This is a genomic window from Enterobacter sp. WPR_3_1 (genome assembly GCF_003635055.1).
Lineage (GTDB): Bacteria > Pseudomonadota > Gammaproteobacteria > Enterobacterales > Enterobacteriaceae > Enterobacter > Enterobacter ludwigii.
This window is the reverse complement of record NZ_RBXU01000009.1, coordinates 548,709-564,767: the sequence shown is the minus strand read 5'-3', so window position 1 is coordinate 564,767 and position 16,059 is coordinate 548,709. Positions and strand designations below refer to the sequence as shown.

Genomic DNA, 16,059 nt, shown 5'->3' with positions numbered 1-16,059 from the left:
TTTTGTCTGGAGAATTTATTATGGCGAAAGAATTTGGTCGCCCGCAGCGCGTAGCGCAAGAAATGCAGAAAGAGATCGCCCTCATCCTGCAACGTGAAATTAAAGATCCACGCGTGGGTGTGATGACCACCGTGTCCGGCGTGGAAATGTCCCGCGACCTGGCGTATGCCAAAGTGTTCGTGACTTTCCTGAACGATCAGGACGAAGCCGCGGTAAAAAACGGCATTAAAGCGCTGCAGGAAGCCTCTGGCTACATCCGCTCTCTGCTCGGCAAAGCGATGCGTCTGCGTATCGTGCCTGAGCTGACCTTCTTCTACGACAACTCTCTGGTCGAAGGTATGCGCATGTCTAACCTGGTGACCAGCGTGGTGAAACATGACGACGAACGTCGTGTTAACCCAACGGACGACAGCAAGGAGGACTAATGAGTCGTCCTCGTCGTCGCGGTCGCGACGTGCATGGTGTGCTGCTGCTGGACAAACCCCAGGGCGCTTCCAGCAACGACGTGCTGCAAAAAGTTAAGCGTATTTTTAACGCCAACCGTGCGGGCCACACGGGCGCGCTCGATCCGCTGGCGACCGGCATGTTGCCGATCTGCCTGGGGGAAGCGACAAAGTTTTCCCAGTACCTGCTGGACTCCGATAAGCGCTATCGGGTCATCGCCCGACTAGGCCAGCGCACGGACACCTCCGATGCCGATGGTCAGGTGGTAGAAGAGCGTCCGGTGACCTTCAGCGCGGAGCAACTTTATGCCGCGCTGGAAAGTTTCCGTGGCGACACGCTGCAGGTACCATCAATGTATTCGGCGCTGAAGTACCAGGGTAAAAAACTGTACGAATATGCACGCCAGGGCATTGATGTTCCTCGTGAACCCCGTCCGATTACCGTGTACGAACTGCTCTTTATTCGTCACGAAGGCGATGAGCTGGAGCTGGAAGTTCACTGTTCGAAAGGCACCTATATTCGTACCATCATTGACGACCTGGGTGAAAAGCTGGGTTGCGGTGCGCACGTGATTTACCTGCGTCGCCTGGCTGTCAGCACGTACCCGGTTGAGCGAATGGTGACCCTTGAACATCTGCGCGAGTTGGTTGAGCAGGCGGAAGCGCAGGAGATTGCGCCTGCCGATTTGCTCGATCCGCTGCTAATGCCAATGGACAGCCCGGCGGCCGATTTCCCGGTTGTTAATCTTCCTTTAACATCCTCCGTTTACTTTAAGAACGGAAACCCGGTTCGTACCACCAGTGCTCCTTCTGAAGGTCTGGTACGCGTGACCGAGGGGGATGAAGGTAAGTTTATCGGCATGGGTGAAATGGATGGCGAAGGGCGCGTCGCGCCGCGTCGCCTGGTCGTTGAGTATCCGGTTGAAGCCTGATAGCGATAACGGCTCGCCTTGCGATAAGCAGGGGAGACGAGTAGAATATCGCGGCTTAACGTTCGGCAAATTGTTTAACATATTGCGGGACGTATACTGGGATTGCTGAATTAGAGATCGGCATCCTTACATTCTTTATATTCTGGAGTTTGAAAATGTCTCTAAGCGTTGAAGCTAAAGCTAAAATCGTTTCTGAGTTTGGTCGTGGTACTAACGACAGCGGTTCTACCGAAGTTCAGGTTGCACTGCTGACTGCACAGATTAACCACCTGCAGGGTCACTTTGCAGAGCACAAAAAAGATCACCACAGCCGTCGTGGTCTGCTGCGTATGGTTTCTCAGCGTCGTAAACTGCTCGACTACCTGAAACGTAAAGATGTTGCACGTTACTCCGCGCTGATCGAGCGTCTGGGTCTGCGTCGCTAAGTCTTGCGAGTTTCAGAAAAGGGGGCCTGATGGCCCCTTTTTTCAACCAGACGGCAGCAATTCACTGGAAACTATTGTATTGTTGCTATAAATGATCTTCATTGCAGAGGTTCGCGCGGCTAATGAGAGGCTTCACCCATGGGGGTGTTGGTTGTCATTAGTCGCGAGGATGCGAAGAAGGTCGGGTTAAATCGTCAGCACACCGGTGGTGTGCTGTCATACATTTAAGAAAGGACAGAACTTTGCTGAATCCGATCGTTCGTAAATTCCAGTATGGTCAACACACCGTCACGCTGGAAACCGGCATGATGGCACGTCAGGCTACTGCTGCCGTTATGGTAAGCATGGATGACACTGCGGTATTCGTAACCGTAGTTGGCCAGAAAAAAGCAAAACCAGGTCAGGACTTCTTCCCACTGACCGTTAACTACCAGGAGCGTACCTACGCTGCCGGTAAAATTCCGGGTGGCTTCTTCCGTCGTGAAGGCCGTCCAAGCGAAGGCGAAACCCTGATTGCGCGTCTGATTGACCGCCCGGTTCGTCCGCTGTTCCCGGAAGGCTTCGTGAACGAAGTGCAGGTTATCGCGACCGTTGTTTCCGTTAACCCACAGGTTAACCCGGATATCGTTGCGATGATCGGTGCTTCCGCGGCCCTGTCACTGTCTGGTATTCCATTCAATGGCCCAATCGGTGCTGCACGCGTTGGTTACATCAACGACCAGTACGTGCTGAACCCAACGCAGGAAGAGCTGAAAGAAAGTAAGCTGGACCTGGTTGTTGCTGGTACTGAAGCGGCTGTGCTGATGGTTGAATCCGAAGCGGAACTGCTGAGCGAAGACCAGATGCTGGGCGCGGTGGTCTTTGGCCACGATCAGCAGCAGATCGTTATTCAGAACATCAACGATCTGGTTAAAGAAGCGGGCAAACCACGTTGGGACTGGCAGCCTGAAGCCGTCAACGACGCGCTGAATGCACGCGTTGCTGCGCTGGCTGAATCTCGTCTGAGCGATGCTTATCGCATCACCGACAAACAGGAGCGTTATGCTCAGGTTGACGTGATCAAAGACGAAACTATCGCAACGCTGATTGCTGAAGACGAAACGCTGGATGCTAACGAGCTGAGCGAAATTCTGCACGCTATCGAGAAAAACGTGGTTCGTAGCCGCGTCCTGGCGGGTGAGCCGCGTATCGATGGCCGCGAAAAAGACATGATCCGTGGCCTGGACGTGCGTACTGGCGTTCTGCCACGTACTCACGGTTCTGCACTGTTCACCCGTGGCGAAACGCAGGCGCTGGTTACCGCGACCCTGGGGACAGCACGTGACGCGCAGAACATCGACGAACTGATGGGCGAGCGTACTGACAGCTTCCTGTTCCACTACAACTTCCCTCCATACTCCGTAGGTGAAACCGGTATGGTGGGTTCACCTAAGCGTCGTGAAATTGGTCACGGTCGTCTGGCGAAGCGTGGTGTGCTGGCAGTGATGCCGGATGCTGACAAATTCCCGTACACCGTTCGTGTGGTTTCTGAAATCACCGAATCTAACGGTTCTTCTTCCATGGCTTCCGTGTGTGGCGCATCTCTGGCGCTGATGGATGCAGGCGTGCCAATCAAAGCCGCCGTTGCGGGTATCGCAATGGGCCTGGTGAAAGAAGGCGAGAACTTTGTTGTTCTGTCTGACATTCTGGGCGACGAAGACCACCTGGGCGATATGGACTTCAAAGTTGCGGGTTCCCGCGACGGTATCTCTGCGCTGCAGATGGATATCAAAATTGAAGGTATCACCAAAGAGATCATGCAGGTTGCGCTGAACCAGGCTAAAGGTGCTCGTCTGCACATCCTGGGCGTGATGGAACAGGCGATCAACGCGCCACGTGGCGACATTTCTCAGTTCGCTCCGCGTATCCACACCATCAAGATCAATCCAGACAAGATCAAAGATGTTATCGGTAAGGGCGGTTCCGTTATCCGTGCTCTGACCGAAGAGACTGGCACCACTATCGAAATCGAAGATGACGGTACGGTGAAAATTGCAGCGACCGACGGCGAGAAAGCGAAATTCGCTATTCGCCGCATCGAAGAAATTACTGCAGAAATCGAAGTGGGCCGTATCTACAATGGTAAAGTGACCCGTATCGTTGACTTTGGCGCGTTCGTTGCCATCGGTGGCGGTAAAGAAGGTCTGGTTCACATCTCTCAAATCGCTGACAAGCGCGTTGAGAAAGTGACCGATTACCTGCAGATGGGTCAGGAAGTCCCGGTTAAAGTTCTGGAAGTTGACCGCCAGGGCCGTATCCGTCTGAGCATTAAAGAAGCAACCGAGCAGTCTCAGCCGGCTGCTGCGCCAGAAGCATCGGCAGCAGAACAGCAAGGCGAGTAAGTTGCATTTGCCCTCCGCTTCGGCGGAGGGCCTATTATCAGGCAGGACGCCTTGTTAAGCCGCCGGGGGACAGGACGTTCATCCAATAGTTGTCTTCGGGAGTGGGAAATGAAGCCTTTTTTGCGCTGGTGTTTCGTTGCGACAGCTTTAACGCTGGCAGGATGCAGCAACTCTGCCTGGCGTAAGAGCGAAGTCCTCGCAGTGCCATTGCAACCGACTTTGCAGCAGGAAGTGATTCTGGCACGCATGGAACAAATTCTTGCCAGTCGGGCTTTAACCGATGACGAACGCGCACAGCTTTTATATGAGCGCGGAGTGTTGTATGATAGTCTCGGTCTGAGGGCATTAGCGCGGAATGATTTCTCACAAGCGCTGGCAATCCGACCTGATATGCCTGAAGTATTCAATTACTTAGGCATTTATTTAACGCAGGCAGGCAATTTTGATGCTGCCTATGAAGCGTTTGATTCTGTACTTGAGCTTGATCCAACTTACAACTACGCGCACTTGAATCGCGGTATCGCCCTGTATTACGGCGGTCGTGATAAGTTAGCGCAAGATGATCTGCTGGCGTTTTATCAAGACGATCCTAATGATCCTTTCCGCAGTCTGTGGTTATACATCGTTGAGCAGAAGCTCGATGAGAAGCAGGCAAAAGAAGCACTGAAACAGCGCTTCGATAAATCGGACAAGGAACAGTGGGGATGGAACATTGTCGAGTTCTACCTGGGCAACATTAGCGAAGCAACGCTGATGGAACGCCTCAAGGCGGACGCAACGGATAACACCTCGCTCGCTGAGCATCTCAGTGAAACCAACTTCTATTTAGGTAAGTACTACCTAAGTCTGGGGGATAAGGACAGCGCTACGGCACTGTTCAAATTAGCGGTTGCTAACAACGTACACAACTTCGTTGAGCACCGTTATGCATTGTTGGAATTATCGCTCTTGGGCCAGGAGCAAGACGACCTGGCAGAATCGGACCAGCAATAGCTGACGACATAAACATCAGCCCGTAATCTTTTGATTGCCATCACCTTAACTGGTGAGGGCGTTGTTGTTCGTCAATACATCTACTTTGAGCCGGTTCACACTTTTCAATGAAAATTGCTAATCATTTTCACGATGAGCTAAGTAGACTGGCCGCCATTGACATTGAGGCACTCGTACTACATGGCTGAATTCGAAACCACTTTTGCAGATCTGGGCCTGAAGGCTCCTATCCTTGAAGCCCTTACCGATCTGGGTTACGAAAAACCATCTCCGATCCAGGCAGAATGTATCCCACATCTGTTGTCTGGTCGTGACGTGCTGGGCATGGCCCAGACTGGTAGCGGCAAAACCGCAGCGTTCTCGCTGCCGCTGCTGCACAACATCGATCCGGAACTGCGTGCACCGCAGATCCTCGTCCTGGCTCCAACCCGTGAACTGGCTGTTCAGGTTGCAGAAGCTATGACTGATTTCTCTAAACATATGCGCGGCGTAAACGTGGTGGCCCTGTACGGTGGCCAGCGTTATGACGTGCAGTTACGTGCCCTGCGCCAGGGTCCACAGATTGTTGTCGGTACGCCGGGCCGTCTGCTGGATCACCTGAAGCGCGGTACCCTTGACCTCTCTAAACTGAGCGGTCTGGTACTGGATGAAGCAGATGAAATGCTGCGTATGGGCTTCATCGAAGACGTAGAAACGATTATGGCGCAGATCCCGGAAGGTCATCAGACCGCTCTGTTCTCTGCAACCATGCCAGAAGCGATTCGTCGCATTACCCGCCGCTTCATGAAAGAGCCGCAGGAAGTGCGCATTCAGTCCAGCGTGACCACTCGCCCGGACATCAGCCAGAGCTACTGGTCTGTATACGGTATGCGTAAAAACGAAGCGCTGGTTCGTTTCCTGGAAGCGGAAGATTTTGATGCGGCGATTATCTTCGTTCGTACCAAAAACGCGACCCTGGAAGTGGCTGAAGCGCTGGAGCGTAGCGGCTACAACAGCGCAGCGCTGAACGGTGACATGAACCAGGCTCTGCGTGAGCAGACGCTGGAGCGCCTGAAAGACGGTCGTCTGGATATCCTGATTGCAACCGACGTGGCAGCACGTGGTCTGGACGTTGAGCGTATCAGCCTGGTTGTTAACTACGATATTCCAATGGACTCCGAGTCCTACGTTCACCGTATCGGTCGTACCGGTCGTGCGGGTCGTGCAGGTCGTGCGCTGCTGTTCGTTGAGAACCGCGAGCGTCGTCTGCTGCGTAACATTGAACGCACCATGAAGCTGACCATTCCAGAAGCGGAACTGCCAAATGCAGAACTGCTGGGCAAACGCCGTCTGGAAAAATTCGCCGCGAAAGTCCAGCAGCAGCTGGAAAGCAGCGACCTGGACCAGTATCGTGCGCTGCTGGCACAGATTCAGCCTACCGCTGAAGGCGAAGAGCTGGATATGGAAACACTGGCCGCAGCACTGCTGAAAATGGCACAGGGCGAACGTACCCTGATCGTGCCACCAGATGCACCGATGCGTCCTAAGCGTGAGTTCCGTGACCGTGACGAGCGTTTCGAACGTCGTGGCGACCGTAACGATCGTGGTCCACGTGCTGACCGTCCAGAGCGCAGTGGCGAAGAGCGTCCACGTCGTGAGCGTCGTGACGCTGGCGAAATGGAACTGTACCGCATTGAAGTGGGCCGTGATGATGGTGTTGAAGTTCGTCATATCGTTGGCGCGATCGCTAACGAAGGCGACATCAGCAGCCGTTACATCGGTAACATCAAGCTGTTCGCATCTCACTCTACTATCGAGCTGCCAAAAGGCATGCCGGGCGAAGTACTGCAGCACTTTACTCGCACCCGCATCCTGAACAAGCCGATGAACATGCAGCTGATGGGCGATGCCCAGCCACGTACTGATCGTGGTGGCGAACGTCGTGGCGGTGGTCGTGGTTTCGGTGGTGAACGTCGTGAAGGCGGTCGTAGCGAAGGCAACCGTGCTGGCGCAGGCGAAGGTCGTCGTTTCTCTGGCGAGCGTCGCGAAAGCCGTGGCCCACGTCGTGAAGAAGGTACCGCTCGTCGTCGTTTCGGTGACGCGTAAGACTTTCGTTTCTGACGTAAAGTAATCTATACAGCCCCGATAAACACTGTCGGGGCTTTTTTTATTCCTTTTGTACTCTTGTACTGGTACAGTGCTGCGCATTAACATGCATAACCGCATTATTGACTGGAGAAAAGGCTGTATGGCGACACTTACCACCACCCAAACGTCACCTTCGCTGCTTGGCGGCGTGGTGATCATCGGCGGAACCATCATTGGTGCCGGGATGTTCTCCCTGCCTGTGGTTATGTCCGGTGCGTGGTTCTTCTGGTCGCTGGCGGCACTGGTGTTTACCTGGTTCTGTATGCTTCATTCCGGGCTGATGATCCTCGAAGCCAACCTGAACTACCGCATTGGCTCCAGCTTCGACACCATCACTAAAGACCTGTTAGGCAAAGGCTGGAACCTGGTAAACGGCCTCTCCATTGCCTTTGTGCTCTACATCCTGACTTACGCGTACATCTCAGCAAGCGGCTCCATTCTGCATCACACATTCTCGGAGTTGTCGCTGAACGTGCCGGCAAGAGTGGCGGGCTTGTGCTTCGCGCTGGGCGTCGCGTTTATCGTCTGGATGAGCACCAAAGCGGTGAGCCGCATGACGGCGATTGTGCTGGGCGCGAAGGTGATCACCTTCTTCCTGACCTTCGGCAGCCTGCTTGGGCACGTTACGCCGGCCACGCTGTTCAACGTGGCGGAGACGAATACCGCTTACACGCCGTACCTGCTGATGACCCTGCCGTTCTGTCTCGCATCATTTGGTTACCACGGTAATGTGCCGAGCCTGATGAAGTATTACGGTAAAGATCCACGCACGATTGTGAAGTGCCTGATCTACGGCACGCTGCTGGCGCTGGCGCTGTACGTGATTTGGCTGCTGGGGACGATGGGCAATATCCCGCGTCCTGAATTTATCGGCATTGCGCAGAAGGGCGGTAACATTGATGTGCTGGTACAGGCGCTGAGCGGCGTACTGAACAGCCGCAGTCTGGATCTGCTGCTGGTGGTGTTCTCTAACTTTGCCGTCGCGAGCTCTTTCCTCGGCGTGACGCTGGGCCTGTTTGACTACCTGGCCGATCTGTTTGGTTTTGATGATTCTGCTATGGGGCGCTTTAAAACCGCGCTGCTGACTTTCCTGCCACCGATTGTTGGCGGTCTGCTGTGGCCGAATGGTTTCCTCTATGCCATCGGCTATGCCGGGCTGGCGGCCACCATCTGGGCGGCGATTGTGCCTGCGCTGCTGGCACGCAAATCACGTAAACGCTTCGGCAGCCCGAAATTCCGCGTCTGGGGCGGAAAGCCGATGATTGCGCTGATTCTGGTGTTCGGTATTGGCAACGCGCTGGTGCATGTCCTGTCGAGTTTTAACCTGCTGCCGGTGTATCAGTAACACCACCTGTCACCCTCTCCCGACGGGAGAGGGTGACAAACCGCGCTAACCTGACACTTCCTCTTTCACCTGCATCGCCAGGTCAAACGAATGCAAGCGTGCCTGATGATCGAAAATCTGGCCGTTAACCATAATTTCATCCGCCTGCGTCTCACGCAGCACCGCCTCCAGCCCGTGACGCACTTTTGCCTTATCCCCCACCAGCGACATGCTCAGCGCCTGCTGAACGCCATACTGTTCGGATGCCGACCACAGCTGATGCATATTCTCCACCGGCGGCGGCAGCTGGCCGGTCTCACCGCGACGCAACTTCACAAAAGCCTGTTGCATGGAGGTGAACAGGAATTCCGCATCGCGATTGCTGTCGGCGGCAACGATGTTGATGCACACCATCGCATACGGTTTTTCCAGACGCTCTGAAGGTTTGAAGTTTGTGCGATAGAGGTGAAGCGCCTGATGGAGCATATCTGGCGCGAAGTGTGAGGCAAAGGCGAACGGCAGCCCCAGCTGCGCGGCAAGCTGCGCGCTGTATAGGCTGGAGCCCAGCAGCCACACCGGGATCTTCTCACCGTAGCCTGGCACCGGGCGCACGTGCGGGTTAGGGTCACTCGCGTCAAACCAGTCCACCAGTTCAGCCACATCGCGCGGGAAGTTATCGATGTCGCCGCTCATATGGCGACGCAGGGCGCGCATGGTCGGCTGGTCGCTGCCCGGCGCACGGCCAAGACCCAGGTCGATACGGCCAGGATAGAGGGTATTCAGCGTACCAAACTGCTCGGCAATCACCAGCGGGGCGTGGTTCGGCAACATCACGCCACCGGAGCCAAGGCGCAGCGTGGTGGTATTCGCCGCCAGGTAACCAATCAGCACGGAGGTCGCCGCACTGGCGATACCAACCATATTGTGGTGCTCAGCCAGCCAGTAACGGTGATAACCGCGTTTTTCTGCCAGGCGAGCGAGATCGAGAGAGTGGGTAAAGGCTTCTCGTGCTGAGGAGCCTTGAGGGATCGGCGCCAGATCCAGCACCGAAAACGGAATGGTTTGATCAGTCATAACAGCTCACTTTGTCGACGGTGAATCTTTTAATAGTGCATTAAAATTTAATAACCGTTGTTAACAAAGTGAGCTTTTACATTTCTTCTTCAGCCCTGTAGCTCCAGCCCGGGGAGGCGTTTCCAGTAGCCGTTACAGTCGCTGTTAGCGGTTAACGGCAGCGGGGCATCACCGTTTTCATTGGCGCGGAAGGCATCCAGCATGGCGAATACGCCCGTATCCACCGGTGACAGGCGCACCATGTCGACCAGACCGTTCATCGACGCCAGTTCATTGCCGAGGTTATACACATAGCCGCTCATGGTCTGGATACCGTTCAGGACGAACACCTGCTGATTTTCCTGCGACAGCATGCTGCGCCCGTTCGGGTACTTGATGCAGCAGGTTTCACACTCGTCTTTCGGGCGGTCTTCAGAGCGGGCGGTGAAGCAGCGGGCAGAATAGGCCAGCGGCAGATGACCATAGCTCAGTACTTCCACCTCAAACTGATTGCGAATGCCCAGCGTTTCGCACTGGTTGAGCAGGTTAGCCAGCCAGTCGCGCGAGAGTTCGACCGGCATGCACCAGCGCGTCATCCCCTGTTTAAGCAGCAGGCGCAGCGTCACGGCGTTATAGCAGTTCAGCGCATGGCCTGCGACAAACGGCAGCCTGCGTTCGGCGCACATGTTCACTACGCCCAGATCGCTGGCTTCCAGCAGGAATTCACCGTTCTCTACGTAGCGTTTGAGTTCACCCAGTTCGGAGGAGGCCTGGACGAGGGCGAGCGTTGAGAGCACCACCTGTTTACCGCTTCCGGCGAGGCTTTTCGCCATATCCAGCCAGTCGCCCGCTTTGGTGGCGCGGCGCTTGCTGCATACCGCTTCACCGAGGTAAATCACATCTGCGCTGCTGGTTGCGGCCTGGTGGTAAAAATCTTCCAGCGTCTCTTTTGGCCAGTAGTAGAGCACCGGCCCTAATGAATATTTCATGATTATCTCACTGCCATTTACGGTGATACGCGCCAAGCGTGGTTTGTGTACCCTCGGACATCGCACCGAGTGTCTCCATCCACGCCGGTTGCGGTGCGTAGTTCTGCGGGTCTGCCATGCAGCGATCGATAGCCTGGCGCCAGACTTTCGCCACCTGGCTTACGTACGCCGGGCTGCGCTGGCGGCCCTCAATTTTCACCGAGGCGATATTGGCGGCCAGCAGTTCTGGCAGCAGTTCCAGCGTATTAAGGCTGGTTGGCTCTTCCAGCGCGTGGTAACGCTCGCCGTCTACCAGATAGCGGCCTTTGCACAGCGTCGGGTAACCGGCATTTTCGCCATCCTGATAGCGGTCAATCAGCACGTCGTTCAGGCGCGATTCCAGCCCCTGCGGCGTTTGTTGCCAGCGAACAAAGCGGGCGGGCGAGCAGGCCCCAACGGTATTGGGGGATTCGCCGGTTAAATAGGAAGAGAGATAGCAACGGCCTTCGGCCATGATACACAGGCTGCCAAAGGCAAAAACTTCCAGTGGTACTGGCGTGACGCGCGCGAGTTGCTTAACCTGATGAATAGAGAGCACGCGTGGCAGCACCACGCGGGCAACATCAAAGTGACGATGATAAAAACGCACCGCCTCTTCGTTAGTGGCAGATGCCTGAACGGAGACGTGACGCTCAATATGGGGATAGCGTTCTGCCGCATACTCAAGCATAGCGAGGTCGGCGAGGATCAGCGCATCGGCGCCCAGCTGTGCTGCCATATCCACCGCGCGTTGCCAACGGGCGTAGCCATCAGGATGGGCGAAGGTATTGATGGCGATATGCAGTTTGCGGCGGTGCTGGTGGACGAAGGTAACGGCTTCCTGAAGCTTTTTCTCCGTAAAGTTGAGGCCAGCAAAATGGCGGGCGTTGGTATCATCTTTCAGCCCGATATAGACCGCATCGGCCCCATTTTCGATGGCCGCCTTAAGCGCCGGAAGATTTCCGGCTGGGCAGAGCAGCTCCATAATTTATCCTGATGTAGTCGATCGCAAATTTGTTAACGAGCTGGGATTTTAATTAACCCATACGCGACAATTTTTGATTTAAGGCAGCTAATGGCGTATTGATGGCACCAATAATGAGGTACACCTGACGACAGTTTGTTGATTTACGCCGCTATGTTGTGCTTCGGATATGGCAAAATAGCAGGACTATAGCTATCAGGGAGTAAAGCTCGTGCTGGATAAACTGCGTTCACGTCTCGTACAATTTGGTCCATCAATGCTGAGCGTGCCGGTAAAACTGGCCCCGTTCGCGCTTAAACGCCAGGTGCTGGAGCAGGTGCTGAGCTGGCAATTCCGCCAGGCACTGCAGGACGGTGAGCTGGCGTTCCTGGAAGGGCGCTGGTTAAGCATTGACGTCCACGATATCGGGCTGCGCTGGTTTACCTCTGTTGAGAATGACCAACTGATAGTCCGTGAGTCCGCCGAGGCGGATGTGAGCTTTAGCGCCAGCGCCAGCGATCTGCTGATGATCGCCGCGCGTAAGCAGGATCCGGACACACTCTTCTTCCAGCGCCGCCTGGTTATCGAAGGCGATACGGAACTTGGTCTGTACGTGAAGAATTTAATGGATGCCATTGAGCTGGAGCAGATGCCGAAAGCGCTGCGTGTGATGTTGATGCAAATGGCAGATTTCGTTGAGGCGGGGCTGAAAACCCCGCCGGAAAGTAAACACACTTCAGTAGGTGAGCCATGCTGATTCGAGTCGAAATTGGGATTGATGCACCGAGTATCGATGCGTTGTTACGCCGCTCTTTTGCGCGGGATGACGAAGCGCAACTGGTCCACGATCTCCGCGAAGACGGCCTGATTACGCTGGGGCTGGTTGCCACCGATGACGAAGGTCAGGTGGTGGGCTATGTTGCCTTCAGCCCGGTTACCGTTCAGGGCGAAGAGCTACAGTGGGTAGGAATGGCACCGCTGGCGGTTGATGAGCACTACCGCGGCCAGGGGCTGGCGCGCCAGCTGGTTTACGAAGGGCTGGACTCGCTCAACGAATTTGGCTATGCCGCCGTGGTGACGCTGGGAGATGCTACGTTCTATGGCCGTTTAGGCTTCGAGCCGGCAGCGCATTACGATCTCCGCTGCCGCTGGCCGGGAACGGAATCCGCCTTCCAGGTGCACCGTCTGGCGGATGACGCGCTTAATGGCGTGAACGGTCTGGTTGAGTACCACGACCATTTCAATCGCTTTTAATCAGGCTCTCGCGAAGCGCCTCAAAGGAGCCGTCTCCGGTGACGAGGCGCTCTTTCTGACGCTTCGTCAGCTGCTTAATGCGGTATTCCATTCTGAGCGCCAGCGATCTGTCGCCAACGGGCGCTGAAAAGGCGAGCTGTAATTCCCCTTTCCCCCGCAGCGCTTTGGCACCTTTCCCCGTTTGATGTTGTAGAAAACGCCGCGCCACATCGGTAGTGATCCCGGTGTACAGGGCGTTATCGGCGGTACGAACAAGATAGAGAAACCAGCACACGGTAAACAGATTCAGTATGTTAAGGTGAACGCACCTTAGCATGAGAGAGAGCGAAAATGGAAACTCTGACCACCATTAACCGCTGGCTGGCAAAACAGCATGTCGTCACCTGGTGCGTGTATGACGAAGGTGAAATGTGGTGTGCAAACGCGTTTTATTACTACGATCCAGAGCGCGTCGCCTTTTATGTCCTGAGCGAGGATAAAACCCGTCATGCGCAAATGTCGGGTCCGCAGGCGAAGGTGGCGGGCACGGTGAACGGCCAGCCTAAAACGGTCGCGCTGATTCGTGGCCTGCAGTTTAAAGGGGAGATCCGCCGCCTGGACGGAGAAGAGAGCGACGCGCAGCGAAAACGCTACACGCGCCGCTTTCCGGTTGCCATTGCGCTAAAAGCTCCGGTGTGGGAAATCCGCCTTGATGAGCTGAAATTTACCGACAACACCCTGGGCTTTGGCACAAAGCTTCACTGGCTACGCGCCGAGCAGGCGTAGCGCTTCACGGTTAAACGCGGGCAGATCGTCCGGGGTCCTGCTGGTGATCAGCTGGTCTTTGTCGTTCACAACCTCCTGATCGTAAAACTCAGCCCCCGCATTTTTCAAATCGATAACGATCGGTTTTACGGCCGTGAGTTTACGCCCGCGCACGACATCTGCGCTGATGAGCAGTTGCGGACCGTGGCAGATGGCAAAGACCGGTTTGCCCGTCGAGACAAAGTCTCGCGTGAAGGTCACGAACCGTTCATCCCCGCGCAGGGAATCCGGTGAATGACCGCCGGGTAACAGCAGGGCATCGAAATCTGACGGGCTGACGTTATCGATGGTTTCATCGATGGTCACGCTGGCTTCGCCCTTATGGCCTTTCACCGTTTTACCCGCCTCTTTCTCAATGGTGATGACCTCATGTCCTGCCTTGCGAAATGCCTCGGCTGGCGAGGTGAATTCTGAATCTTCAAACTCGTCGGTGATCAAGACTGCGATTTTCTTGCCCATGCTTCCTCCGTTGTTTTGGCTTCAGACAGATTTTTCTCCGCTTGTGGTAAATACTTACCTGTAACAGACTTCTAAGTGTGGTCGACGACGCTGAGTTCGCAAACGGACAATTCTGTAAAGGGGAGATGAGATGAGTCAGGTACTGATTACCGGCGCGACCGGGCTGGTGGGCGGACATCTGCTGCGGCTGCTGCTTCAGGAGCACCGGGTTAACTATATTGCCGCCCCGACGCGTCGGCCTCTCGCGGATATCTCCGGCGTCTTTAACCCCCACGACCCGCAGCTTACCGACGCACTGGCGCAGGTACAGGATCCTGTTGATATCGCCTTTTGCTGCCTCGGTACAACGCTGCGTGAAGCGGGCAGTAAAGAGGCGTTTGTGCATGCGGACTACACGCTGGTGGTCGATACGGCGCTGACGGCTAAAAAGCTGGGGGCCACACATTTTGTGGTGATCAGTTCGCTCGGTGCCAATGCCGGGTCACCTTTTTTCTACAACAAGGTGAAGGGCAAAATGGAAGAGGCGCTGATTGCCCAGAAGTGGGAGCAACTGACCATTGTTCGCCCCTCCATGCTGCTCGGGCATCGGGATGAACGCCGTTTTAACGAATCGTTTTTCGCGCCTCTGTTCCGCATCCTGCCGGGTAACTGGAAATCCATTGAGGCAGCAGACGTGGCGCGGGCGATGCTAAAAGAAGGGCTCTCGCCATCGCAGGAGGGCGTGAATATCATCCCATCGGCAAAACTGCGTGAAATCGCACAGGGCGAGGCGTAAACTCCCCCGGCTAATAACCTACTACTCTCCGGGGAATGCTATGACTGGTCAGTCTTCATCTCAGGCGGCTTCACCTGTTCAATGGTGGAAGCCCGCGCTCTTCTTTCTCGTGGTCATCATCGGCCTCTGGTATGTGAAATGGCAGCCGTACTACGGTAAAGCCTTCACGGCCGCCGAAACGCACAGTATCGGAAAATCTATTCTCGCTCAGGCTGATTCCAGCCCGCTTCAGGCGGCGTGGGATTACGCCATGGTCTATTTCCTTGCCGTCTGGAAAGCCGCGGTACTGGGCGTCCTGCTGGGCTCGCTGATTCAGGTGCTTATCCCGCGTCACTGGCTGGTGAAAACCCTCGGTCAGCCCCGCTTTCAGGGTACGCTGCTGGGGACGATTTTCTCCCTGCCGGGCATGATGTGCTCGTGCTGTGCGGCGCCTGTGGCCGCCGGGATGCGTCGTCAGCGCGTCTCAATGGGCGGTGCGCTTGCTTTCTGGATGGGGAACCCGTTGTTAAACCCGGCGACGCTGGTGTTTATGGGCTTTGTGCTGGGCTGGCATTTCGCCTTTATTCGTCTGGTGGCCGGGCTGCTGACGGTGCTGGTCGTGGCGACCCTGGTGCAACATCTGGTGAAAGACAAAACCGTAGCGCCTGCGTCAGTTGACGTGGATATCAGCGAACCGCAGGGCGGCTTCTTCGCGCGCTGGGGCAGGGCGCTGTGGCAACTTTTCTGGAGCACCATCCCGGTCTATATCCTGGCGGTTCTGGTGCTGGGCGCGGCGCGCGTCTGGCTGTTCCCGCATGCGGACGGGGCTATCGACAACACGCTGCTGTGGGTCGTTGCAATGGCCGTTGCCGGTTGCCTGTTCGTGATCCCAACGGCCGCTGAAATTCCCATTGTTCAGACCATGATGCTGGCCGGGATGGGCACCGCGCCTGCACTGGCGCTGCTGATTACCTTGCCTGCAATCAGCCTGCCGTCGCTTGTCATGTTGCGTAAGTCATTCCCGGCGAAAGCGCTGTGGCTGACCGCGGGGCTGGTGGCGCTGAGCGGGGTGATGGTAGGAAGTATTGCACTGGTATAAAAAAAGCCCGGTAGCGTTACCGCTTACCGGGCTTTCTGTC

General features: G+C 55.6%; 18 protein-coding genes. 13 read left to right on the top strand and 5 right to left on the bottom strand.

All coding sequences use genetic code 11. The features are described 5' to 3' along the window. Positions 1–20 precede the first annotated feature (20 nt). The 8 genes from rbfA to mtr all read left to right on the top strand — a co-directional run bounded on the left by rbfA (position 21) and on the right by mtr (position 8,646). Positions 21–425 (top strand): 30S ribosome-binding factor RbfA, encoded by a 405-nt coding sequence (gene rbfA / locus BJ887_RS11080; RefSeq protein WP_014171783.1) that lies wholly within the window; start codon positions 21–23, stop codon positions 423–425. Continuing rightward, positions 425–1,375 (top strand): tRNA pseudouridine(55) synthase TruB, encoded by a 951-nt coding sequence (truB, locus tag BJ887_RS11075; protein ID WP_121339877.1) that lies wholly within the window; start codon positions 425–427, stop codon positions 1,373–1,375. The genes rbfA and truB overlap by 1 nt, the downstream gene beginning before the upstream one ends. Positions 1,376–1,530: 155 nt before the next feature. Continuing rightward, positions 1,531–1,800 (top strand): 30S ribosomal protein S15, encoded by a 270-nt coding sequence (rpsO, locus tag BJ887_RS11070; protein WP_013098914.1) that lies wholly within the window; start codon positions 1,531–1,533, stop codon positions 1,798–1,800. A 242-nt stretch (positions 1,801–2,042) separates the two neighbouring features. Next, positions 2,043–4,181 (top strand): polyribonucleotide nucleotidyltransferase, encoded by a 2,139-nt coding sequence (gene pnp, locus BJ887_RS11065; protein WP_014171780.1) that lies wholly within the window; start codon positions 2,043–2,045, stop codon positions 4,179–4,181. 108 nt (positions 4,182–4,289) lie between these two features. Next, positions 4,290–5,174, top strand: a complete 885-nt coding sequence (gene nlpI, locus BJ887_RS11060) for a lipoprotein NlpI (protein ID WP_013098912.1) — start codon at positions 4,290–4,292, stop codon at positions 5,172–5,174. 107 nt (positions 5,175–5,281) lie between these two features. Continuing rightward, positions 5,282–5,362, top strand: coding sequence for a protein YrbN (yrbN, locus tag BJ887_RS23330; RefSeq protein ID WP_100122156.1), 81 nt, complete (start codon positions 5,282–5,284; stop codon positions 5,360–5,362). Beyond that, complete coding sequence (locus BJ887_RS11050) at positions 5,355–7,259, top strand: DEAD/DEAH family ATP-dependent RNA helicase (RefSeq protein WP_020883539.1); 1,905 nt, start codon at positions 5,355–5,357, stop codon at positions 7,257–7,259. Before yrbN ends, BJ887_RS11050 begins: the two co-directional genes overlap by 8 nt. Positions 7,260–7,401: 142 nt before the next feature. Continuing rightward, complete coding sequence (gene mtr / locus BJ887_RS11045) at positions 7,402–8,646, top strand: tryptophan permease (RefSeq protein ID WP_020883540.1); 1,245 nt, start codon at positions 7,402–7,404, stop codon at positions 8,644–8,646. Positions 8,647–8,691: 45 nt separating this feature from the next. On the opposite strand, the gene BJ887_RS11040 is transcribed toward mtr, so the two are convergent. From BJ887_RS11040 to BJ887_RS11030, 3 genes are all read right to left on the bottom strand, one after another. Then, positions 8,692–9,699 (bottom strand): luciferase-like monooxygenase, encoded by a 1,008-nt coding sequence (locus BJ887_RS11040; protein WP_121339876.1) that lies wholly within the window; start codon positions 9,697–9,699, stop codon positions 8,692–8,694. A gap of 89 nt (positions 9,700–9,788) precedes the next feature. Next, positions 9,789–10,667: a U32 family peptidase gene (locus BJ887_RS11035; protein ID WP_121339875.1), complete on the bottom strand. Its 879-nt coding sequence runs from the start codon at positions 10,665–10,667 to the stop codon at positions 9,789–9,791. 7 nt (positions 10,668–10,674) lie between these two features. After that, positions 10,675–11,670 (bottom strand): peptidase U32 family protein, encoded by a 996-nt coding sequence (locus tag BJ887_RS11030; protein ID WP_020883543.1) that lies wholly within the window; start codon positions 11,668–11,670, stop codon positions 10,675–10,677. A 211-nt stretch (positions 11,671–11,881) separates the two neighbouring features. On the opposite strand from BJ887_RS11030, the gene BJ887_RS11025 reads away from it, so the two are divergent. Together BJ887_RS11025 and BJ887_RS11020 are read left to right on the top strand one after the other, a co-directional pair. Continuing rightward, positions 11,882–12,406 (top strand): SCP2 domain-containing protein, encoded by a 525-nt coding sequence (locus BJ887_RS11025; RefSeq protein ID WP_032679042.1) that lies wholly within the window; start codon positions 11,882–11,884, stop codon positions 12,404–12,406. After that, positions 12,400–12,903 (top strand): GNAT family N-acetyltransferase, encoded by a 504-nt coding sequence (locus BJ887_RS11020; RefSeq protein ID WP_121339874.1) that lies wholly within the window; start codon positions 12,400–12,402, stop codon positions 12,901–12,903. The genes BJ887_RS11025 and BJ887_RS11020 overlap by 7 nt, the downstream gene beginning before the upstream one ends. On the opposite strand, the gene BJ887_RS11015 is transcribed toward BJ887_RS11020, so the two are convergent. Then, positions 12,890–13,219 (bottom strand): GIY-YIG nuclease family protein, encoded by a 330-nt coding sequence (locus BJ887_RS11015; RefSeq protein WP_014171769.1) that lies wholly within the window; start codon positions 13,217–13,219, stop codon positions 12,890–12,892. The genes BJ887_RS11020 and BJ887_RS11015 overlap by 14 nt on opposite strands. A gap of 14 nt (positions 13,220–13,233) precedes the next feature. Here BJ887_RS11015 and BJ887_RS11010 point away from each other — a divergent pair, with 14 nt between their 5' ends. Continuing rightward, a complete protein-coding gene (locus tag BJ887_RS11010; protein WP_020883546.1) occupies positions 13,234–13,668 on the top strand; it encodes a YhbP family protein in 435 nt (144 codons plus the stop codon). Here BJ887_RS11010 and BJ887_RS11005 read toward each other — a convergent pair. After that, positions 13,648–14,166, bottom strand: a complete 519-nt coding sequence (locus tag BJ887_RS11005) for a type 1 glutamine amidotransferase domain-containing protein (protein ID WP_014171767.1) — start codon at positions 14,164–14,166, stop codon at positions 13,648–13,650. The genes BJ887_RS11010 and BJ887_RS11005 overlap by 21 nt on opposite strands. Positions 14,167–14,296: 130 nt before the next feature. On the opposite strand from BJ887_RS11005, the gene BJ887_RS11000 reads away from it, so the two are divergent. Beyond that, on the top strand, positions 14,297–14,941 hold the full coding sequence (locus BJ887_RS11000; protein WP_020883547.1) for an NAD(P)H-binding protein: 645 nt from the start codon (positions 14,297–14,299) through the stop codon (positions 14,939–14,941). A gap of 40 nt (positions 14,942–14,981) precedes the next feature. Then, entirely contained in the window at positions 14,982–16,019 is a 1,038-nt protein-coding gene (locus BJ887_RS10995) for a permease (RefSeq protein ID WP_032680201.1), read from the top strand. Positions 16,020–16,059 lie beyond the last annotated feature (40 nt).